We start from the raw sequence: 20,195 nt of genomic DNA, 5'->3' as shown, positions 1-20,195 counted from the left end.
AGCATTCTTTGTCGAGGGGCGCCGTTCGCATGAATGGCGCCCGCCCGTGTCAGGCCCGCTTGTCGAGCCAGGCCTCGGTGAGAGCATTGAGCCGCTCACGCAGTTCCTCGTTCTCCACCGTCTCGATGGCCTCGCCGATGAAAGCCTGGACGAGGATCGCCTCGGCCTCCTTCTGCGGGATGCCGCGGGCCTTGCAGTAGAACAGGAGATCCTCGTCCAAAGCGCCACAGGTCGCGCCATGGGCGCAGACGACGTCGTCTGCGAAGATCTCGAGCTCCGGCTTGGCGTTGGCCTCTGCCGTTTCCGACAGCAGCAGCGACCGGCTCATCATGCGTCCGTCGGTCTTCTGTGCGCCCTGACGGACCACGATCTTGCCCTGGAACACCGAGCGAGCTTCGTCGTCGATCACCGCGTGGAAGAGTTCGCGGCTCTCACCGCCAAGTGCCATGTGATCCACCACCAAAGTGGTGTCGGCATGACGCTTGCCGGCCAGCAGCGTGGCGCCCGACAGCACGATCTTGGCGTCGTCACCCCGATAGGTGACGAAGAGCTGGTTGCGCGCCACGGCGGCTCCCGCCTCCAGGGCAAAGCTCTGCAGCACCGACTCCTTGCCGAGCGAAGCCAGCACGGTGGAGATATGCTGGGCTTCGAGGCCCTGGACCTGGAAGCTGATGCGCTGCAATTCGGCCCCATCGCCGACCTTGACGGCGAGCGCCGCATTGGTCTGATGGGCAACGCCCTCCGGGCCCTCATAGCTGTCGATCAGCGTCAGCTTGGCGCCGGCACCCAGGACCACCAGCGAACGCGTGAAGGTCGCCTGCGCCACCGTACCGGTGTGGCGGGTCTCGATGGCGACCGGTAGGCCGATCTCGACGCCTGCATCGACGCTCACCACCACGCCATCGCTCATGAAGGCGGTGTTGAGATCGAGCACCGCGTTGTCAGGCGCTCCGGCGCTGAGATCGGCGATGAGGGCATCATCCGTCGAGGCAAGCGCTTCGGCGAGCGAAGTCACCTTCAGCCCGGCCGGCAATGCCGCAATGTTCGACAGCGCCGGCGAATAGGCACCGTCGACGACGACCAGGCGAATATGGTCGAGCCCGGCGAGAAAATCCTCCGCCTTGCCCGCCGCAGCGGGCGTTCCCTGCGGACCGGTCGCGACGGGATTGGCATCGCGCATCAGGTTGCGCAGATCGGTATATTTCCACTCCTCGACCCGGCGATGCGGCAAACCGCTTTCGCGGAAACGGGCAATGGCCCCGTCGCGCAGGCCGCGCACGGCCGCGACACCGGGCAGCGCCTCGCGCAGGCCGCCGAACGCCTCGTCCAGCGCCGTCTCGGCCGAAGTCTTCACAGCAACGATATTGGCCATGGTTACGCAGCTTCCTCGTAGTCGCGATAGCCGTTGGCTTCGAGCTCGAGCGCCAGTTCCTTGCCGCCCGACTTCACAATGCGCCCCTTGGAGAGGACATGCACGCTGTCGGGAACGATGTGGTTGAGCAGGCGCTGATAGTGGGTGATGACGATGAAGGAGCGCTTGGGCGAGCGCAGCGCGTTCACGCCGTCGGCCACGATGCGCAAAGCGTCGATGTCGAGGCCAGAATCGGTCTCGTCGAGCACGGCGAGGCTCGGCTGCAGCAGTGCCATCTGCAGGATTTCCATGCGCTTCTTTTCGCCGCCCGAGAAGCCGACATTGAAGGCACGGCGCAGCATTTCCTTCGAGATCTTAAGCTCGTCGGCAGCGCTGTTCACGCGCTTGATGAAGTCCGGCGTGGAAAGCTCGGCCTCGCCGCGCGCCTTGCGCTGGGCATTCAAGGCGGCCTTCAGGAAGGTCATGGTGGCGACGCCGGGAATTTCGAGCGGATACTGGAAGGCCAGGAAGACGCCGCGCGCCGCGCGCTCCTCGACCGGGATCTCGAGGATGTTCTCGCCGTCGAGCAGGATCTCGCCCTGCGTGACCTCATAATCCTCCTTGCCGGCCAGGATATAGGAGAGGGTCGACTTGCCGGAGCCGTTCGGGCCCATGATCGCTGCGACTTCGCCGTCCTTCACCGTGAGGCTCAGCCCCTGGATGATCGGCTTGCCGTCGATTTCGGCATGGAGGTTCTTGATTTCGAGCATCGTAGAGTTCCTGGAAATAGTGACGCCGCAGCGTGAAAGATGTGATGCGCCGGCTCAGCCGACACTGCCCTCGAGGCTGATGGAGATGAGCTTCTGCGCTTCGACCGCGAATTCCATCGGCAGGTGCTGAAGCACGTCCTTGACGAAGCCGTTGACGATCAGGGCCGTGGCCTCCTCGGCCGACAGGCCGCGCTGGAGGCAGTAGAACAGCTGATCGTCCGAGATCTTCGAGGTGGTGGCCTCATGCTCGAACACCGCGGTCGAGTTCTTCGACTCGATATAGGGCACGGTGTGCGCCCCGCAGTGCTCGCCGATCAGCAGCGAATCGCAATTGGTGAAGTTGCGGGCGCCCGTGGCCTTGCGATGGGCAGAGACAAGGCCGCGATAGGTGTTGTTGGAATGGCCGGCCGAGATGCCCTTTGAGATGATCCGGCTCTTGGTGTTCTTGCCCAGATGGATCATCTTGGTACCGCTATCGACCTGCTGGCGGCCGTTCGAGACTGCGATCGAGTAGAACTCGCCCTGGGAGCCTTCGCCGCGCAGGATGCAGGACGGGTATTTCCAGGTGATGGCCGAGCCGGTCTCGACTTGGGTCCAGGAGATCTTCGAGCGCGCACCGCGGCAATCGCCACGCTTGGTGACGAAATTATAGATGCCGCCCTTGCCCTCGGAGTCACCCGGATACCAGTTCTGCACGGTGGAATATTTGATCTCGGCGTCCTCGAGCGCGATCAGCTCGACCACGGCGGCATGGAGCTGGTTCTCGTCACGCCTCGGGGCGGTGCAGCCTTCGAGATAGGAGACGTAGGCGCCCTTGTCGGCGATGATCAAAGTGCGCTCGAACTGGCCGGTCTTTTCCTCATTGATGCGGAAATAGGTCGACAGCTCCATCGGGCAGCGCACGCCCGGCGGCACGTAGACGAAGGAACCGTCAGAGAACACGGCCGAGTTCAGCGTGGCGTAGAAATTGTCGGTGGTCGGCACCACGGTGCCGAGATATTTCTTCACCAGGTCCGGATGCTCGCGCAACGCCTCGGAGATCGAGCAGAAGATCACGCCGGCCTTCTTCAGTTCATCCTTGAAGGTGGTGACGACGGAAACCGAGTCGAAGACCGCGTCGACGGCGATGCGGTTGGCCGGCGCCACACCTTCGAGGATCTCGACTTCGCGCAGGGGAATGCCGAGCTTTTCATAGGTCTTGAGAATGGCCGGATCGATCTCGTCGAGCGATTTCGGCGCGGCGTTCTGCTTGGGCGCCGCATAGTAATAGAGATCCTGGAAGTCGATCGGCGGATATTCAACGCGCGCCCAGGTCGGTTCCTGCATGGTGATCCAGCGCCGGTAGGCGTCGAGGCGCCATTCGGTCATCCAGTCAGGCTCGCCCTTCTTGGCCGAGATATAGCGAACGATCTCTTCGGACAGGCCTTTGGGCGCAAGCTCCATCTCGATGTCCGTGACGAAGCCATATTTATACTGGTCGACGTCGATCGCCCGGACCTGTTCGACGGTTTCCTGGACTGCAGGCATGTTGGTCTCCTGGTGCCGCCCGAAAGCAGCAAATTTTACAGATCGGACGGGGGTTTAAGCCGCCCGATGCCTTCTGTCATGTAAGTTCTTGCGCAGCCTTTTCCAGGTCGCGACAAAAAACTCGATCTCTTGGACTGTGGTTTCCCGTCCCAGCGACACGCGCAAGGCGCAACCGGCCAGCGCCGGCGCCACGCCCATCGCCGTCAGCACATGGCTGACCTTCACCTTGCCCGACGAGCAGGCAGATCCCGAGGAGACGGAGATACCCTCAAGATCCAGCGCGATCAACGTCGTTTCCGCCGCCATCCCCGGTTCGGCGAAATTCAGCGTGTTCGGCAGGCGCTCCACGCCCCCGCCGAACAGCACGATATCCGGCGATGCGTCCCGCAACGCGGTCTCCAGCTTCGAACGCAGGACAAGGCTCTCCTGCCCATAAGCCGCAAGGTCCCGCGCTGCGGCGTGCGCTGCCGCGCCGAAGCCGGCGAGTGCCGGCACGTTCTCGGTCCCGGCCCGCAAACCCTTCTCCTGGCCACCGCCGCGGATGAGGGCATTGGGCTGGTGCAAGCCGTCGCTGGCCAGCACCAAGGCGCCGGCGCCGAGCGGACCGCCGAGCTTGTGGCTCGAAATCGTCAGAAGATCCGCTCCTATCTCATTGATAAAACACGCTATCTTCCCGGCGGCCTGCGCGGCGTCGCAATGAAACAGGCTGCCGGCTTCACGCACGCGAGCGGCGATCTCGGCCACCGGCTGCACCACTCCGGTCTCGTTGTTGGCCAGCATCACCGAAACCAGGCCCGTCTCTCCGCATTCGCGCCAGGTGGCAAGCCGGGCCTCGAGTGCACCGAGATCGAGCACCCCATTTCCATCCACCGGCAGGAGGTCGAGTTCGGTGTTCTGCGGACGCACGCCATTCAATACGCTGGCATGCTCCACGCTGGATACAGCCATGCGCCGGAGGGGAGGCTTACCGGGGCGTTGCCAGTCGAGATTGAGGGCCAGATTGTTGGCTTCCGTAGCGGAGGCGCAGAAAACCACGTTCTTGGCGAGCGCGCCGACAAGATCGGCGACGTCATGGCGCGCAGCCTCAACCACCCTGCGCACCGCACGCCCATCGGCATGAACGGAAGACGGCGCACCACAAAGATCCAGCGCGGACAGCATAGCGGCGCGAGCCTCCTGCCGCAACGACGTGGTTGCATTGTGGTCCAGATAGGTGCGCGACCTGGTCAAACCCCAAAAATCCGTTGTTCTGCCGCTCTGCCAATGCGGAAAAGCTTGCAAAACGCCCTGCTCTTCGTGTTAAGAAGCGCTACCCGAACGCGGGCTGGGTGCAATGCGTCCTCATCGGCGCATGGATCAAAGCGCATCGCATTCAAGCGATGGGCTACTTTAGAATGTCTCTAAGTCATTAGAATTATTCTAAAGTCATACTCCTGCCTCCCTCAGCCGTCAAGGCCAGTCATCGGAGCCGGAGCGCGAAGCCCAAGCGGGAATTCGTGGTCCGCCCTAGGGAGGGCCCGGATATCCTGCGAGGTTTCGAAGTTCTCGCGGAACTCGACTCACGGGAACCGTTCGGATCAACCGAGCTCTGCTCTGGCACACGAAAAAGGCAACTCAATATATGCCCGAAGTTACGTTCACCGGCCCGGCAGGCCGCATCGAAGGCCGCTTCCAGCCGTCCAAGCAGCGTGGAGCCCCCATTGCGATCGTCCTGCATCCGCATCCGCAATTTGGCGGGACGATGAACAACAAGATCGTCTACGACCTGTTCTATGCCTTCGTGCAGCGCGGTTTTTCGGCCTTGCGTTTCAATTTCCGTGGCGTCGGCCGCAGCCAGGGCTCCTTCGACCACGGCGCGGGCGAGCTTTCCGATGCTGCCTCAGCGCTCGACTGGGTGCAGGCGGTGACGCCCGATGCCAAGTCCTGCTGGATCGCCGGCGTCTCGTTCGGGGCCTGGATCGGCATGCAGCTCCTGATGCGCCGCCCGGAAATCGAAGGCTTCATCTCGGTGGCGCCTCCGGCCAATCGCTTCGACTTCTCCTTCCTTGCCCCCTGCCCGTCCTCCGGCCTGATCGTGCATGGCGACGCCGATCGCGTTGCGCCGCTCAAGGATGTCGAGACCCTGGTCTCCAAGCTGAAGACGCAGAAGGGCATCGTCATCGAGCAGTCGGTCATCCCCGGCGCCAACCATTTCTTCGACAACAAGACGGATGAGCTGATCGCCTCCTGCTCGTCCTATCTCGACAAGCGCCTCGGCCTGAACGATATCGACGCAGCCTGAGTTAGCGTTGAAATCACGGTTTCAGGCAACACAGTCAGCCCGCCCGCAAGGCGGGCTTTTTGTTGGAGCACGACAATGTCCCTGACCATCCGCCGCGCCGAACCGGCCGATACCGCAACCGTGCTGGATTTGATCCGCGGCTTGGCGCTTTATGAGAAGCTCGAACATGAGGCGGTCGCCACCGAAGCCGACATCAGCGCCAGCCTGTTCGGCCCCAACCCGCGCGTCTTCTGCGAGATAGCCCAGTGGCAAGGCGAGACCGCCGGTTTCGCCCTGTGGTTCTACAACTACTCGACCTTCCTCGGCCGCCACGGCATCTATCTCGAAGATCTCTTCGTGAAGGAAGCGTTTCGCGGCCACCGCATCGGCCAGGCCCTGCTCCGCCATCTCGCCCAGCGCTGTGTCACGGAAAAGCTCGGCCGCTTCGAATGGGCGGTGCTCGACTGGAACGAGCCCGCCATCGGCTTCTACGAAAGGCAGGGCGCGGTGCTGCGCAAGGAATGGATCGGCTGCCGCCTGACCGGCGAGGCACTGGAGAAGCTGGCTAGAGGCGGCTGAGGATGTTCCGGGACCGCCGGCTTCCAGCCGGCTCTTGGAAGCACTGCACCCGCCGATGAGGAAGAGCCGGCTGGAAGCGGGCGATCCCAGGAAGAAAGTGCCGGTCCCACTCCATCTCTCGATGAAGTTCAGAAGACCGGCACGCCGGGCTCAATCGAAATCCGGTACCTGGCGCACGGCGCCCTTGGCGGCGCTGGTGGCCATGGCGGCATAGGCGCGCAGCGCCGTGGTGACCTTGCGCTTGCGCGGTGCGGCCGGGCGCCAGGGGGCGGCTCCCTTGGCGGCGCGGCGGCGATCGAGCTCGGCTTCCGGCACGGCCAGCACGATGGTGCGGTTGGGGATGTCGATCTCGATGCGGTCACCCGGCTCGACCAGGCCGATGGTGCCGCCCTCTTCCGCTTCCGGCGAGGCATGGCCGATCGACAGGCCCGACGTGCCGCCGGAAAAGCGGCCATCGGTGATCAGGGCGCAGGCCTTGCCCAGGCCCTTCGACTTCAGGTAGCTGGTCGGATACAGCATTTCCTGCATGCCCGGCCCGCCGCGCGGTCCTTCATAGCGGATGACGACGACGTCGCCGGCCTTGACCTTGCCGTTCAGGATGCCGTCGACGGCCGCGTCCTGGCTCTCGAACACCACGGCGGGGCCGGCGAATTTCAGGATGGATTCATCGACGCCGGCGGTCTTCACGATGCAGCCGTCGAGCGCCAGATTGCCCTTCAGCACCGCGAGCCCGCCATCCTTGGAATAGGCATGCTCGGCTGAGCGTATCACGCCCTTCTCGCGGTCGATATCGACGTCGTCCCAGCGCCGATCCTGGCTGAAGGCGACCTGGGTCGGCACCCCGCCCGGCGCGGCCTTGAAGAATTCGCGTACGCTCTCGCTCTTGGTGCGCACGATATCCCAGCGTTCCAGCGCATCCGCCATGGTGGCCGAATGCACGGTCGGAAGATCGCGGTTGATCAGGCCGGCGCGATCGAGTTCGCCGAGAATGCCCATGATGCCGCCGGCCCGGTGGACGTCCTCCATATGGACGTGGCTGACGGCCGGGGCGACCTTGCAGAGCACGGGCACGCGCCGCGACAGCCGGTCGATGTCGTCCATGGTGAAGGCGATTTCGCCTTCATGCGCGGCAGCCAGGATGTGCAGCACCGTGTTGGTCGAACCGCCCATGGCGATGTCGAGCGTCATGGCATTCTCGAAAGCGCCGAAACTGGCGACCTGGCGCGGCAGCACGCTCTCGTCATTCTGTTCGTAATAGCGGCGTGCCAGATCGACAATGAGATGGCCGGCCTCGACGAAGAGGCGCTTGCGATCGGCATGGGTGGCGAGCGTCGAGCCGTTGCCGGGCAGCGACAGGCCGAGGGCCTCGGTGAGGCAGTTCATCGAATTGGCGGTGAACATGCCCGAGCAGGAGCCGCAGGTCGGACAGGCCGAGCGCTCGATCGCCTTGACGTCCTCGTCGGAGACCTTGTCGTCGGCGGCGGCGACCATGGCATCGACAAGATCCAGCGCCTTGGTCTTGCCGCCCAGGATGACCTTGCCGGCCTCCATCGGACCACCGGAGACGAACACCGTCGGGATGTTGAGGCGCAGGGACGCCATCAGCATGCCGGGGGTGATCTTGTCGCAGTTGGAAATGCAGACCATCGCGTCGGCACAATGGGCATTGACCATGTATTCCACGCTGTCGGCGATCAGCTCGCGAGAAGGCAGCGAATAGAGCATGCCGTCATGGCCCATGGCGATGCCGTCATCCACCGCGATGGTGTTGAATTCCTTGGCAACGCCGCCGGCCTGCTCGATCTCGCGGGCGACCAACTGCCCGAGATCCTTGAGATGGACATGGCCGGGCACGAACTGGGTGAAGGAGTTGACGACCGCGATGATCGGCTTGCCGAAATCCCCGTCCTTCATGCCGGTGGCGCGCCAGAGGCCACGGGCACCGGCCATGTTGCGGCCATGGGTGGTGGTACGGGAACGATAGGCGGGCATCGGCGTCTCTGTGCGTTCGTTAAATCAGGCGGGAAAGCGTTCGTATATGAGCCGCCCGGCCGGCAATGGCAAGCTTGTTTCCTCCTGGGAGCGCAGGCGTCTTGCCTGCTCTCCCAAGAGAAAACATAACATTCGTCGGAAAGGAAGATGCAGGCGAGACGCCTGTCGTCCCGGGAGCGTTAGCCTCTGCCGAAATCGAAGCTGGCGAACGCTTCGGCATTGCGGGGCTTGCGGAAGATCTCCGGATGGTCGAGCGCATGGCAGGCATCCTCGTAGCCGGAGGCCCAATGCTCTTCCATCATCAGCCGGGAGAAATCATAGTCCTTGCTGGCCCCTTCATAATTGCGCGCCCTGTAGATCAGTTGCACGACATTGCAGGCCTTGCGCTCGACCGCCTCGCTGAGCAGCTCGACATCCTGCTCCAGGCCGAAATCAGCCGGCAACTCCGCCAGGATGCGCTTGAGGGCGCCGCGCAGGCGTTGGCGTTCGCGGGCGCGAGTGGTCGCCGCCCGCGTGCGGCTGGAATGTTGGATCTCCTTCTACCGGACCTCGACCTCGGCCATGTCCTTTGGAATGTCACCGCGGGCGCTCCACAGGTCGACCTGGAAGGCGAGTGTATCGAGATCCTGCTGCTCCAGGATCCACTGCAACGGCGTGTTGGAGACCAGGCCACCATCCCAGTAGAACTGCCCCTCGATCTCGATCGACGGAAAGCCGGGCGGCAAAGCGCCGCCTGCCATGATATGTTCCGGCGTGATGCGCGCCGCGCCGTTACCATTGTCGAAATAGGCGAAATTGCCACTGGCGATGTTGAACGCCCCGATTGCAAAGCGTGTCTCGCCACTGTTGAGCCGATCGAAATCGACCAGTTGCAGTAGAGTCTGCTTCAAAGGGGCGGTGTCATAGAAGCTGGTGGCGCCGACGGAGCCGGCCGGCATGAAATAGGGCGGCGGAAAGCGCGGCTCGAAAAATTTCGGCGCCCCTTTCAATAGAACCTGGCCGGCCAGCAGCTGGTTCACCAGCCTGTGCTGGCGATCGCCTTCCCGGGCAAACAGGCGGACCCATTCGAGAGCCGGCTCGAAGGGCGGGTCGCTCACCATCTCCCAGAAACGCCGGAGCTTGGCGACGCGTTCGCCGGGGGCGTTGCCGGCGATCAGGGCAGCGTTGATGGCACCGATCGATATGCCGGCAATCCAGTTGGGCTGGACGCCCCGTTCCTCAAGCGCCTGATAGGCGCCGGCCTGATAGGCACCGAGCGCGCCTCCGCCCTGCAATAGCAGGGCGATACGCTGAAAACCGTTGCGCTCGTCCTCGGCATCGACGGGTTTGCGGGTACAGCGGGTGCGGGTTCGATCTGCATCTGTCACGGCGAGGTTCCATCCTGCGAACCCTGGCCGGCTATCAGACGACCAGCACGATCACATGACAAACCGGCTTCTTACCCCACACCGCATTCACGGCCGAACGCACCGCGCGCTCCACGGCCAGTTCGACCGCGTCCGGATCGCGCCGCTTGGGCTTGGGCAGGCTGTCGATCACCAGCAAGGCGGCGTCGGCGATGACGTCGTCCATCAGGCGGCCGTCGCCGACGCGTAGCGGCAGGCCGGAGAATTTCACATCCGGCTCGTTGACGATCTCGCCCTTGTCCGACAGAGCGAGCGCAACCGAGACAGCACCGGACCAGGACAGGCGCCGGCGTTGGGGGATGGTCTCCTCGGAGGCATTGATCAGTACGTCACCGTCGAGGCAGATGCGCCCCGTCGGTGCCTCGTCCACCACCTTGGTATCACCTTCGCGCAGCGCGATGATCTGGCCGTCACCAGCCGCGACGACTTCCGGCACGCCGAGCGAACGGGCGAGTTCGGCATGTTCGGCCAGGTGCCAGGCTTCGCCATGCACGGGAATGGCAATCTTCGGCCGCGTCCAGTGATACATGTCGGTGAGTTCGCCGCGCCGCGGATGGCCGGAGACATGCACGAGCTGGTTGCGGTCGGTGACAATCTCCGCACCCTGCTTGACGAGACCGTTGATGATGTTGCCGACGGCCTTCTCATTACCCGGGATGGTGCGCGAGGAGAAGATCACCGTGTCGCCCTTGGCCAGGGTCACCTCGGGGTGTTCGCCGCGGGCGATGCGTGCCAGCGCGGCGCGCGGCTCACCCTGGCTGCCGGTGAGCACGCAAACCACCTTCTCGCGCGGCAGGAAACCGTAGCTTTCCGGCGAAAGGAAATCGGGAATGCCGTCGAGCAGGCCGCATTCACGCGCGACCTGGCAGACCCGCTCCATGGCCCGCCCGACGATCACCACGCTGCGATCGTTCGCCATGGCGGCTTCGGCGATCGAGCGGATGCGCCCGACATTGGAGGCGAAGGTGGTCACTGCCACCCTGCCCTTCTTGGCGGCGATGATCTCCGCCAGGTTCTTGGCGACGTCGCGCTCGGAGGGCGAACGCCCGTCGCGGATCGCATTGGTGGAATCGCAGACCAGGGCCAGCACCCCCTCGTCGCCCAGTGCCTTCAGCCGCTCGGCATCGGTCGTGGGCGGGATCACCGGCGTCTCGTCGATCTTCCAGTCGCCGGTGTGGACGACCATGCCGGCGGGAGTACGGATCGCCAGCGCATTCGACTCCGGAATGGAATGGGCGACATTGATCAGTTCGACGTCGAACGGCCCCAGGTTGAACCGCGCGCGGGAGGGGATGATGCGCAGATCGATCCTGGGGGCATCGGGATCGTGCAGTCGCTTGGCTTCCAGCAAGGCCGCGGTGAACTTGGTGGCATAGACGGGCACCTGGAGCTTCGGCCACAGATGGATGAGCGCGCCGAAATGATCTTCATGCGCATGGGTGATCACGATGCCTGTCAAATTCTTGCGCTGGGCTTCGATGAAGCGGGTATCGGGCATCACGAGGTCGACGCCGGGCAGGCTATCGTCGCCAAATGAGACGCCGCAATCGACCATCAGCCATTGACGCTTGTTCGCCGGGCCATAGCCGTACAGCGCCATGTTCATGCCGATCTCGCCGATGCCGCCCAGGGCGCAGAAGACGAGGTCGGTGGTATCGCGTGCCATGTCTGGTTCCTTACGGGCGCGCAGGCCCCATTATTCGCATCGGGCTGCAGCGAGGGCAGCCAAACTCTTCATGAATCGGATGAATTAAAGCGTTTTGCGATCCGGCGGAATCACCAAGAACCGCAAAGACGCGTCGAACGAAAGCATTCGGGCTAAAGAGCGTTTCCCCAGAACGCGCCTTGCTCAAGGGATCAGGCCCGGAAAGAAGATCTCGCCTGCCGAAATTTCGCGCCGCGCCCCGGCATCGTCGCGCAGGATCAGCACGCCCTCAGCGTCGAGTGCTTCGAACACGCCATCGATGTCACCCGAGGGCAAGCGCACCACGATGCGGCGTCCGATGCCGGCGGCACGCTGCAGCCAGGCCTCGCGGATGGCGGCAAAGCCGGCGCCGCGCTGCCATTGCTCCAGGCGCCGGGCAAAGCCATCCGTCAAGGCGGCAAAAAAGGTCTCGACATTGATGGCGGCATCGCTCGCCGCCAGATGCGTGGCCGGATAGGGTGTGCCTTCCGGGTGGCTGGCGATATTGACCCCGCAACCGATCACCGCCGAAAAGCCGCCGCCGGCATGGGCGCCTTCGACCAGGATACCGGCAAGCTTGGCTCCGCCGATCAAGACGTCATTGGGCCATTTCAAGGCGAGCGCCGCAGCAGCGCGCGGTGCGGTTGCAAGCACCGCATCGCTGAGCGCGAGGGCGGCAACGAAACAAAGATCGGCGGCCCGCCTCGGCTCGGCGGGATCGACCAGCAGCAGCGAGGCATAGAGGTTGCCTTGCGGGGAACTCCAGGGACGGCCGCGCCGCCCCTTGCCGGAGACCTGCTGGCCGGCCGTCACCCACAGGCGATCCTGGCCGCGCTGCAGGGCCTCGACGTTGGTCGAACCAATCGAGTCGAAGTGAAGATGACGGAAGCCTGCCGCCTGTGCCCCTGCTCCGAGTTTCATTGCCCCGGGCGCATCAGCCCGAGGGCAGGAGCGAGGCGGCCGCCGCCGCGGCCGGACCGGTCACCAGCGTCGGCCAGACGATGAAGAACACCGTCACGACGGTTGCGATGGCAAGCACGCCGGCGAGCGAAGCCGACATCGGCTCGAACTCCTCGGCCGGCTCGTCGAAGAACATCACCTTGATGATGCGCAGATAATAGAAGGCACCCACCACGCTGGAAAGCACGCCGAGGATTGCCAGCGGCCACAGGCCCTGGTGCACGGCGGCGACGAACACATACCACTTGGCCCAGAACCCGGAGAGCGGAGGAATGCCCGCCAGCGAGAACATCAGCGCAGCGAGCGCATAGGCCATGATCGGCTGCTTGCTCGACAGGCCGGCAAGATCGCTGACGCTCTCGACATAGGCGCCCTTGCGCTTCATCGACAGGATCACGGCGAAGGTACCGATGGTCATGGCCAGATAGAGCGCCAGATAGATCAGCACGCCCTGCACGCCCTCGGAGGTACCCGCCGCCAGGCCGACCAGGGCAAAGCCCATATGGCCGATCGACGAATAGGCCATCAGTCGCTTGATGTTGCTCTGGCCGATGGCGGCAAAGGAGCCGAGAGCCATCGAGGCGATGGCGATGAACACCACGATCTGCTGCCACTGGGCGAGGGCCGCCGGGAAGGAGGTGATGATCACGCGGACCAGCAGGCCCATGGCGGCAATCTTCGGCGCGCCGGCGAACAGGGTAGTCACCGGGGTGGGGGCGCCCTCATAGACATCGGGCGTCCACATATGGAAGGGCACGGCCGAGATCTTGAAGGCCAGGCCCGCGAGCAGGAAGACGATGCCGAAGACCAGGCCGAGGCCGACATGCCCCTGCACCGCGGTGGCGATGCCGGTGAACGACACGGTGCCGGCAAAGCCGTAGATCAGCGACGCGCCATAGAGCAGCATGCCCGAGGAGAGCGCACCGAGGACGAAATATTTCAGGCCCGCCTCGGTGGACTTCAGGTCGTCGCGATGGATGGAAGCGATGACGTAGAGCGCCAGCGACTGCAATTCCAACCCGATATAGAGGGCGATGAGATCGTTGGCCGACAGCATCATCATCATGCCGGTGGTGGCCAGCAGGATCATCACCGGATATTCGAACTTCTCGATGCCGCGCGAGCGCAGGAAGTCGCTCGACATCACGATCGCCGTTCCCGAGCCGATCAGGACCAGGATCTTGGTGAAGCGGGCGAAGGCATCGACGCTGAAGGAACCGTTGAAGGCCTTGCCATCGGTGCTCATGGCCACCAGCACCGCGACGACGGCCAGCAGCACCACCGAAAGCGTGGTGACCAGGCCGTAGCCGCGCGGCGCCGAGAAGACACCGATCATCAGCAAGGCGATGGCGCCGAGGACCAGAACGATTTCCGGAAGCGCCGTTGCAATTTCAGAAGCAGACATGGCTCGCCTTCGGATCAGTTAAGCGCAACGCTGGCAGCTTTCGCCGCCTGGATGAGATGGGTGACGGCGGCTTCGCTCATGTTCAGGATCGGCTTGGGATAGACGCCGAAATAGATCGTGAGCAGCACCAACGGGGCCAGGATGATGAACTCCCGGCCGGTGAGGTCGGCGATGCCGGCTAGGCTCGGCTTTTCCAGCGCGCCGTAGACGACACGGCGATAGAGCCAAAGCGCATACGCCGCCGACAGGATCACGCCGAACGTGGCGAAGAAGGCCACCCAGGTGTTGGTCGAGAAAGCGCCCACCAGCGTGAGGAACTCGCCGACGAAGCCTGAGGTGCCGGGCAGGCCGACATTGGCCATGGTGAACACCATCAGCGCCAGCGCATACCAGGGCATGCGGTTGACCAGGCCGCCATAGGCCGCGATCTCGCGGGTATGCATGCGGTCATAGACCACGCCGACGCAGAGGAACAGCGCACCCGAGACGATGCCGTGCGAGATCATCTGGAAGATCGCACCCTGCACGCCCTGCTCGTTCATCGAGAACAGGCCCATGGTGACGAAGCCCATATGGGCGACCGACGAATAGGCGATCAGCTTCTTGATGTCCTCCTGCATCAGCGCCACCAGCGAGGTGTAGACGATCGCGATGACGGAGAGGGTGAACACCAGCGGCGCGAAATATTCGGAGGCCGCCGGGAACATCGGCAGGGAGAAGCGGATGAAGCCGTAGCCGCCCATCTTCAGGAGGATACCGGCCAGGATGACCGAACCCGCCGTCGGGGCTTCCACGTGGGCGTCGGGCAGCCAGGTGTGCACCGGCCACATCGGCATCTTCACGGCAAAGGAGGCGAAGAAAGCCAGCCACAGATAGGTCTGCATCTGCACCGGGAACGGGTGCTTGAGCAGCACGGCGATGTCCGAGGAGCCGGCATTCCAATACATCGCCATGATGGCGATCAGCATCAGCACCGAGCCGAGCAGCGTGTAGAGGAAGAACTTGAAGCTGGCATAGATGCGCCGCTGCCCGCCCCAGATGCCGATGATCAGGAACATCGGGATCAGGCCGCCTTCGAAGAACAGGTAGAACAGCACGATGTCCTGCGCGCAGAACACGCCGATCATCAGCGTCTCCAGCACCAGGAAGGCGATCATGTATTCGCGCACGCGGTTCTGGATCGAGCGCCAGGAGGCGAGGATGCAGAACGGCATCAGGAAGGTGGTCAGGATGACGAAGGGCAGCGAAATGCCGTCGACGCCCATGCGATAGTTGATCGCCCCGCCCGTGGTGCCGCCGAGCCAGTTGGTGTTCTCGACGAACTGGAAGCTGGTGTTTGTCGGATCGAAGGCAAACAACGGGAAGAGCGAGACGACGAAGGTCGCGATGGTGGTCCACAGCGAGATGATGCGCGAATTGCGCTTCACGCTTTCGGAGTCACCCCGAAGCACGAGCATCAGCACCACGCCCACCAAGGGCAGGAAGGTCGTGACGGAAAGAACCGGCCAGGACATCAGTGCGTGCCTCCGAGCATGGACCAGGTGAACAAGGCCGCAATGCCGATCAGCATGGCGAAGGCATAGTGATAGAGATAGCCGGTCTGCAGCTTGACGACGCCGCGGGTGACGTCGACGACGCGAGCGGAGACACCGTCGGGGCCGAGACCGTCGATGACGGCACCATCGCCCTTCTTCCACAGGAAGCGGCCGAGCCACTTGGCCGGGCGGACGAAGGCCCAGTCATACAACTCGTCGAAATACCACTTGTTGAGCAGGAAGTTGTAGAGCAGCGGATTGCGGGCAGCGATGCCCGCCGGCACCGAGGGCTTGACGATGTACATGTAATAGGCCGTGGCCCAGCCGATGGCCATCATCGCGAAAGGCGCCAGATGGACGAGCCACGGAACATGCTCCATGCCCTCGAGGATCTTGGTGCCCTCGCCCAGTGAAACCGCCTCGCGCCAGAAATGCTCCAGCCCTTCCTCGGTGGCGAAGGAATGGTGGAACACCATGCCCGCGATCACCGCGCCGACCGACAGTACCGCCAGCGGGATCATCATCGGCATCGGCGATTCATGCGCGTGGTCATAGGTATGCGCATCGGCCCGGGTCTGGCCATGGAAGGTCATGTAGATCAGGCGCCAGGAGTAGAAGGAGGTCATCAGGGCCGCGATCACCGTCATGCAGAAGGCATAGAGCGGGATCAGGCGACCGCCTTCGGCATAGGCAGCCCAGGCGGCCTCGATGATGCCGTCCTTGGAGTTGAAGCCGGCGAAGCCGATCTGGGTGAAGGGAACACCAAAGCCGGTGAGCGCCAGGGTGCCGATGATCATCGCCCAATAGGTCAGCGGGATCTTCGACTTCAGGCCGCCCATATGCCGCATGTCCTGCTCATGATGCATGGCATGGATCACGGAGCCGGCACCCAGGAAGAGCAACGCCTTGAAGAAGGCGTGGGTGAACAGATGGAACACGCCGACATTGTAGGCGCCGACGCCCAGCGCCACGAACATGTAGCCGAGCTGCGAACAGGTCGAATAGGCGATGACGCGCTTGATGTCGTTCTGGACCAGGCCGACCGTGGCAGCGAAGAAGGCCGTGGTGGCACCGATGAAGGTGACGAAGGCGAGCGCATTCGGGGCATGCTGGAACAGCGGCGACAGGCGCGCCACCATCACGATGCCCGCCGTGACCATGGTGGCGGCATGGATGAGCGCGGAAACCGGCGTCGGGCCTTCCATCGCGTCCGGCAGCCAGGTGTGCAGCAGGAACTGCGCCGACTTGCCCATGGCTCCCATGAACAAGAGGAAGCAGGCGACTTCCAGTGCCGGCAACGTATAGCCGAGGAAGTGGATGCTGGTCTCGGCCTTGCTGGCGGCTTCCTTGAAGATGCCCTCGAAGCCGACCTGGCCGAAGATCACGAACACCGCGAAGATGCCGAGCGAGAAGCCGAAATCGCCGACGCGGTTGACCACGAAGGCCTTGATGGCGGCGGCATTGGCCGTGGGGCGCTTGTACCAGAAACCGATCAGGAGATAGGAGGCCAGGCCTACGCCTTCCCAGCCGAAGAACATCTGCACCAGATTGTCGGAGGTCACCAGCATCAGCATGGCGAAGGTGAACAGCGACAGATAGGCAAAGAAGCGCGGCCGCGAAGGATCCTCTTCCATGTAGCCGATGGAATAGAGGTGGACGAGCGAGGACACGGTGGTGACCACCACCAGCATCACGGCCGTCAGCGTATCGACGCGCAGGGCCCAGTCGATCTGCAGTTTGCCGACATGGATCCAGTCGAGGACCGGAACCGAAGCGGTGGCGCCGTTGAAGCCGACATTGATGAAGGCGACCCAGGACAGCAGGCAGGACACGAACAGCAGGCCGGTCGTGATGTATTCGGCAAAACGGATCTTGCCGGGCGAATGCGGAGATTCCTCGACGGCGTGATGATCGTCGTGAGCATGGGAGTCATGACCGTGGTCGTCATGGCCATGTGCTTCGTGGCCATGTGCGTCGTGCCCGTGACCACCATGCGCATGGTCGCCATGGCCATGCCCGGAGGTCTCGGCAGCATCGGCCGGCGCCAGGCGCCAGGTCAGCATGTTGGCGAGGCCGGCAATCAGGAAGCCGAGGAGCGGCAGGAAGACAATTGCGTTATACACGCCCTCAGCCCTTCATCACGTTGATATCTTCGACGGCGATCGAACCGCGGTTACGGTAGAACGCCACCAGAATGGCCAGACCGATCGCGGCCTCGGCGGCAGCGACGGTCAGGATCAGGAGGGTGAAGACCTGGCCCGTAATGTCGTGCAGCGCCGCGGAGAAGGCGACCATATTGATGTTCACCGCAAGCAGGATGAGCTCCACCGACATCAGGATGACGATGACGTTCTTGCGGTTGATGAAAATCCCGAGCACGCCGATGGTGAAGAGAACGGCGGCGACAGCGAGAAAATGGGAAAGATCGACGGCCATGTGTCAGATCCCCTGCCCTGGCTGAACTTTGATGACCTCGACCGACTGCGCCTTGGTGCGCGCCGATTGCAGGGCCGGATTCTGGCGCTTGACGCCTTCCTTGTGGCGCAGCGTCAGCACGATGGCGCCGATCATCGCCACCAGCAGCACCAGGCCGGCGCCCTGGAAGAAGAAGGCATATTGCGTGTAAAGCACGCGGCCGAGCGCCTCGGTGTTGGTGACGGAGGTGTCGATCTGCGTCTGCGGATTGACCACGATGCCGGGGGAGATCGCCCAGCCGACCACCACCATCAAGAGCTCGATCAGCACGATCAGGCCGACCAGGAAACCGATCGGCAGATATTGCAGGAAGCCCTGGCGCAACTCGGTGAAGTCGACGTCGAGCATCATCACCACGAAGAGGAAGAGCACGGCGACGGCGCCGACATAGACCACGATCAGGATCAGCGCGAGGAACTCGGCCCCGGTGAGCATGAACAGGCCGGCCGCGTTGACGAAGGCCAGGATCAGATAGAGCACCGAATGCACAGGGTTGCGCGACAGGATGACCATCAAGGCCGATGCCACGCAAACAAAGGCGAACAGGTAGAAGAAGGCTGTCGCCACATTCATGTTCAAACCCCTCTCCGGCCCGTTTCCGTGCCGTCTAGTCTCAAACCGCTTCAGCCTGGCTGAAGCACATACAAACAAACTCGGTCCGTCAGGTCCGCGCGGCGCCTAGCGATAAGGTGCGTCCTTGGCGATGTTCTTGGCGATCTCCCGCTCCCAGCGGTCACCATTGGCCAGAAGACGCTCCTTGTCGTAGAAAAGCTCTTCACGCGTCTCGACGGCGAACTCGAAGTTCGGCCCCTCGACGATGGCATCCACCGGGCAGGCTTCCTGGCAGAAGCCGCAATAGATGCACTTGACCATGTCGATGTCGTAGCGGGTGGTCCGCCGCGTGCCGTCATTGCCGCGCGGGCCGGCCTCGATGGTGATGGCCTGGGCCGGGCAGATCGCTTCGCACAATTTGCAAGCGATGCAACGCTCCTCGCCGTTGGGATAACGGCGCAGGGCGTGCTCGCCCCGGAAGCGCGGCGACAGCCGGCCCTTTTCGAAGGGATAGTTCAACGTGGCCTTCGGCTTGAAGAAGTAGCGCATCGACAAGAAGAAGGCCGAAACGAATTCCTTCAGGAATAGGGCCTTGGCGGCCTGATCTAAGCCGACGCGCGGCCGGCTGGGATTGGCGGCGGTCATGGTGCCCATCCGGTGATCTGGAGGAAGCCTGCGACGATCACGACCATGGCGATCGACAGCGGCAGGAAGACTTTCCAGCCGAGACGCATCAGCTGGTCATAGCGGTAGCGCGGCACGAAGGCCTTCACCATCGCGAACATGAAGAACACGAAGGTCACCTTGACCAGGAACCAGATGAAGCCCGGGATCCAGGTGAAAGGCGGCAGATCGATCGGCGCGCTCCAGCCCCCCATGAACAGGATGGTGGTCAGGGCGCACATGGTCATGATCGCCACATACTCGCCCAGCATGAACAAGAGGTAGGGCGTCGAGGCATATTCGACCATGAAGCCGGCCACGAGTTCGGACTCGGCCTCGGCCAGATCGAAGGGCGGCCGGTTCGTCTCGGCCAGGGCCGAGATGAAGAAGATGATGAACATCGGGAAGAGCGGCAGCCAGTACCAGTTCAGGAAGGTCAGCCAGGGCAGACCGATCAGGCTGGCGAGACCGCGGCTGTGCTGCGCCTCGACGATCGCCGTGAGGTTCAGCGAACCGGCACAGAGCAGCACGGTGATGATGACGAAGCCGATGGAGACTTCATACGAGACCATCTGGGCGGCGGCGCGCAGGGCCGAGAGGAAGGGATATTTCGAGTTCGAGGCCCAGCCCGCCATGATGGTGCCGTAGACACCGAGCGAGGAGATGGCGAAGACATAGAGGATACCGACATTGATGTCGGCGATCATCGTGCCCGCCGCGACCGGCAGCACCGCCCAGCCGGCCAGCGCCAGGACGCAGGTGACGAAAGGAGCGAGCAGGAAGACGCCCTTGTTCGCGCCCGCCGGGATCACCGGCTCCTTGAGCACGAATTTGAGCAGGTCGGCGAAGGACTGGAACAGCCCGAACGGCCCGACGACGTTGGGACCGCGGCGCAGCTGCACGGCCGCCCAGACCTTACGGTCGGCCAGCAGGTAATAGGCGATGAAGACAAGCAGGCAGACCAGCAGAACCACGCTTTGCAGCGCCGGCAGGCCCACCTTCCACAGGAGTGTTTCCCAGATCGTCATGGCCTGTC

At 63.4% G+C, this 20,195-nt stretch carries 18 protein-coding genes; 2 read left to right on the top strand and 16 right to left on the bottom strand.

Annotated elements, in window-relative coordinates:
• Positions 1-49: 49 nt before the first annotated feature.
• The 4 genes from sufD to U1R88_RS02485 are packed head-to-tail and all read right to left on the bottom strand — an operon-like array spanning position 50 to position 4,878.
• On the bottom strand, positions 50-1,372 hold the full coding sequence (gene sufD / locus U1R88_RS02500) for a Fe-S cluster assembly protein SufD (protein WP_068282571.1): 1,323 nt from the start codon (positions 1,370-1,372) through the stop codon (positions 50-52).
• A gap of 2 nt (positions 1,373-1,374) precedes the next feature.
• A complete protein-coding gene (gene sufC / locus U1R88_RS02495) occupies positions 1,375-2,121 on the bottom strand; it encodes a Fe-S cluster assembly ATPase SufC (protein WP_068282568.1) in 747 nt (248 codons plus the stop codon).
• A 54-nt stretch (positions 2,122-2,175) separates the two neighbouring features.
• A complete protein-coding gene (gene sufB, locus U1R88_RS02490) occupies positions 2,176-3,648 on the bottom strand; it encodes a Fe-S cluster assembly protein SufB (RefSeq protein ID WP_068282566.1) in 1,473 nt (490 codons plus the stop codon).
• 54 nt (positions 3,649-3,702) lie between these two features.
• On the bottom strand, positions 3,703-4,878 hold the full coding sequence (locus U1R88_RS02485; RefSeq protein ID WP_322430489.1) for a cysteine desulfurase family protein: 1,176 nt from the start codon (positions 4,876-4,878) through the stop codon (positions 3,703-3,705).
• A 391-nt stretch (positions 4,879-5,269) separates the two neighbouring features.
• On the opposite strand from U1R88_RS02485, the gene U1R88_RS02480 reads away from it, so the two are divergent.
• A complete protein-coding gene (locus tag U1R88_RS02480) occupies positions 5,270-5,929 on the top strand; it encodes an alpha/beta hydrolase (protein ID WP_068282561.1) in 660 nt (219 codons plus the stop codon).
• Between the two features lie 75 nt (positions 5,930-6,004).
• Complete coding sequence (locus U1R88_RS02475; protein WP_322429820.1) at positions 6,005-6,487, top strand: GNAT family N-acetyltransferase; 483 nt, start codon at positions 6,005-6,007, stop codon at positions 6,485-6,487.
• A gap of 150 nt (positions 6,488-6,637) precedes the next feature.
• On the opposite strand, the gene ilvD is transcribed toward U1R88_RS02475, so the two are convergent.
• From ilvD to nuoH, 12 genes are all read right to left on the bottom strand, one after another.
• Positions 6,638-8,479 (bottom strand): dihydroxy-acid dehydratase, encoded by a 1,842-nt coding sequence (ilvD, locus tag U1R88_RS02470; RefSeq protein ID WP_322429819.1) that lies wholly within the window; start codon positions 8,477-8,479, stop codon positions 6,638-6,640.
• Positions 8,480-8,658: 179 nt separating this feature from the next.
• Positions 8,659-9,012 (bottom strand): DUF3734 domain-containing protein, encoded by a 354-nt coding sequence (locus U1R88_RS02465; RefSeq protein WP_322430488.1) that lies wholly within the window; start codon positions 9,010-9,012, stop codon positions 8,659-8,661.
• 6 nt (positions 9,013-9,018) lie between these two features.
• Positions 9,019-9,846, bottom strand: coding sequence for a patatin-like phospholipase family protein (locus U1R88_RS02460; RefSeq protein ID WP_322429818.1), 828 nt, complete (start codon positions 9,844-9,846; stop codon positions 9,019-9,021).
• Positions 9,847-9,880: 34 nt separating this feature from the next.
• A complete protein-coding gene (locus U1R88_RS02455; protein WP_322429817.1) occupies positions 9,881-11,551 on the bottom strand; it encodes a ribonuclease J in 1,671 nt (556 codons plus the stop codon).
• 183 nt (positions 11,552-11,734) lie between these two features.
• Positions 11,735-12,490: a biotin--[acetyl-CoA-carboxylase] ligase gene (locus tag U1R88_RS02450; RefSeq protein WP_322429816.1), complete on the bottom strand. Its 756-nt coding sequence runs from the start codon at positions 12,488-12,490 to the stop codon at positions 11,735-11,737.
• Between the two features lie 13 nt (positions 12,491-12,503).
• Positions 12,504-13,934, bottom strand: a complete 1,431-nt coding sequence (nuoN, locus tag U1R88_RS02445; RefSeq protein ID WP_068282548.1) for an NADH-quinone oxidoreductase subunit NuoN — start codon at positions 13,932-13,934, stop codon at positions 12,504-12,506.
• A 14-nt stretch (positions 13,935-13,948) separates the two neighbouring features.
• Positions 13,949-15,448: an NADH-quinone oxidoreductase subunit M gene (locus U1R88_RS02440; protein ID WP_322429815.1), complete on the bottom strand. Its 1,500-nt coding sequence runs from the start codon at positions 15,446-15,448 to the stop codon at positions 13,949-13,951.
• The gene (gene nuoL, locus U1R88_RS02435; protein WP_322429814.1) at positions 15,448-17,592 is read right to left on the bottom strand and encodes an NADH-quinone oxidoreductase subunit L; all 2,145 of its coding nucleotides are present in this window, start codon (positions 17,590-17,592) and stop codon (positions 15,448-15,450) included. The genes U1R88_RS02440 and nuoL overlap by 1 nt, the downstream gene beginning before the upstream one ends.
• A 4-nt stretch (positions 17,593-17,596) precedes the next feature.
• Positions 17,597-17,905: an NADH-quinone oxidoreductase subunit NuoK gene (gene nuoK / locus U1R88_RS02430; RefSeq protein ID WP_068282543.1), complete on the bottom strand. Its 309-nt coding sequence runs from the start codon at positions 17,903-17,905 to the stop codon at positions 17,597-17,599.
• 3 nt (positions 17,906-17,908) lie between these two features.
• Positions 17,909-18,517: an NADH-quinone oxidoreductase subunit J gene (locus tag U1R88_RS02425; protein ID WP_068282540.1), complete on the bottom strand. Its 609-nt coding sequence runs from the start codon at positions 18,515-18,517 to the stop codon at positions 17,909-17,911.
• Between the two features lie 105 nt (positions 18,518-18,622).
• Positions 18,623-19,141: an NADH-quinone oxidoreductase subunit NuoI gene (gene nuoI / locus U1R88_RS02420; protein ID WP_149255045.1), complete on the bottom strand. Its 519-nt coding sequence runs from the start codon at positions 19,139-19,141 to the stop codon at positions 18,623-18,625.
• Complete coding sequence (nuoH, locus tag U1R88_RS02415) at positions 19,138-20,187, bottom strand: NADH-quinone oxidoreductase subunit NuoH (RefSeq protein ID WP_322429813.1); 1,050 nt, start codon at positions 20,185-20,187, stop codon at positions 19,138-19,140. Before nuoH ends, nuoI begins: the two co-directional genes overlap by 4 nt.
• Between the last annotated feature and the right edge of the window lie 8 nt (positions 20,188-20,195).

The organism is Labrys sedimenti, from assembly GCF_034424805.1.
In the GTDB taxonomy this organism is placed as follows: Bacteria; Pseudomonadota; Alphaproteobacteria; order Rhizobiales; family Labraceae; genus Labrys; species Labrys sedimenti.
This window is presented reverse-complemented; position numbering and strand designations above follow the sequence as displayed.

What these genes read in the sequence shown, in the direction of transcription:
- sufD (WP_068282571.1), bottom strand. Translation starts at nt 1,372, where the DNA reads ATGGCCAATATCGTTGCTGTGAAGACTTCGGCCGAGACGGCGCTGGAC.
- sufC (WP_068282568.1), bottom strand. Translation starts at nt 2,121, where the DNA reads ATGCTCGAAATCAAGAACCTCCATGCCGAAATCGACGGCAAGCCGATC.
- sufB (WP_068282566.1), bottom strand. Translation starts at nt 3,648, where the DNA reads ATGCCTGCAGTCCAGGAAACCGTCGAACAGGTCCGGGCGATCGACGTC.
- U1R88_RS02480 (WP_068282561.1), top strand. Translation starts at nt 5,270, where the DNA reads ATGCCCGAAGTTACGTTCACCGGCCCGGCAGGCCGCATCGAAGGCCGC.
- U1R88_RS02475 (WP_322429820.1), top strand. Translation starts at nt 6,005, where the DNA reads ATGTCCCTGACCATCCGCCGCGCCGAACCGGCCGATACCGCAACCGTG.
- ilvD (WP_322429819.1), bottom strand. Translation starts at nt 8,479, where the DNA reads ATGCCCGCCTATCGTTCCCGTACCACCACCCATGGCCGCAACATGGCC.
- U1R88_RS02455 (WP_322429817.1), bottom strand. Translation starts at nt 11,551, where the DNA reads ATGGCACGCGATACCACCGACCTCGTCTTCTGCGCCCTGGGCGGCATC.
- U1R88_RS02450 (WP_322429816.1), bottom strand. Translation starts at nt 12,490, where the DNA reads ATGAAACTCGGAGCAGGGGCACAGGCGGCAGGCTTCCGTCATCTTCAC.
- nuoN (WP_068282548.1), bottom strand. Translation starts at nt 13,934, where the DNA reads ATGTCTGCTTCTGAAATTGCAACGGCGCTTCCGGAAATCGTTCTGGTC.
- U1R88_RS02440 (WP_322429815.1), bottom strand. Translation starts at nt 15,448, where the DNA reads ATGTCCTGGCCGGTTCTTTCCGTCACGACCTTCCTGCCCTTGGTGGGC.
- nuoK (WP_068282543.1), bottom strand. Translation starts at nt 17,905, where the DNA reads ATGGCCGTCGATCTTTCCCATTTTCTCGCTGTCGCCGCCGTTCTCTTC.
- U1R88_RS02425 (WP_068282540.1), bottom strand. Translation starts at nt 18,517, where the DNA reads ATGAATGTGGCGACAGCCTTCTTCTACCTGTTCGCCTTTGTTTGCGTG.
- nuoI (WP_149255045.1), bottom strand. Translation starts at nt 19,141, where the DNA reads ATGACCGCCGCCAATCCCAGCCGGCCGCGCGTCGGCTTAGATCAGGCC.
- nuoH (WP_322429813.1), bottom strand. Translation starts at nt 20,187, where the DNA reads ATGACGATCTGGGAAACACTCCTGTGGAAGGTGGGCCTGCCGGCGCTG.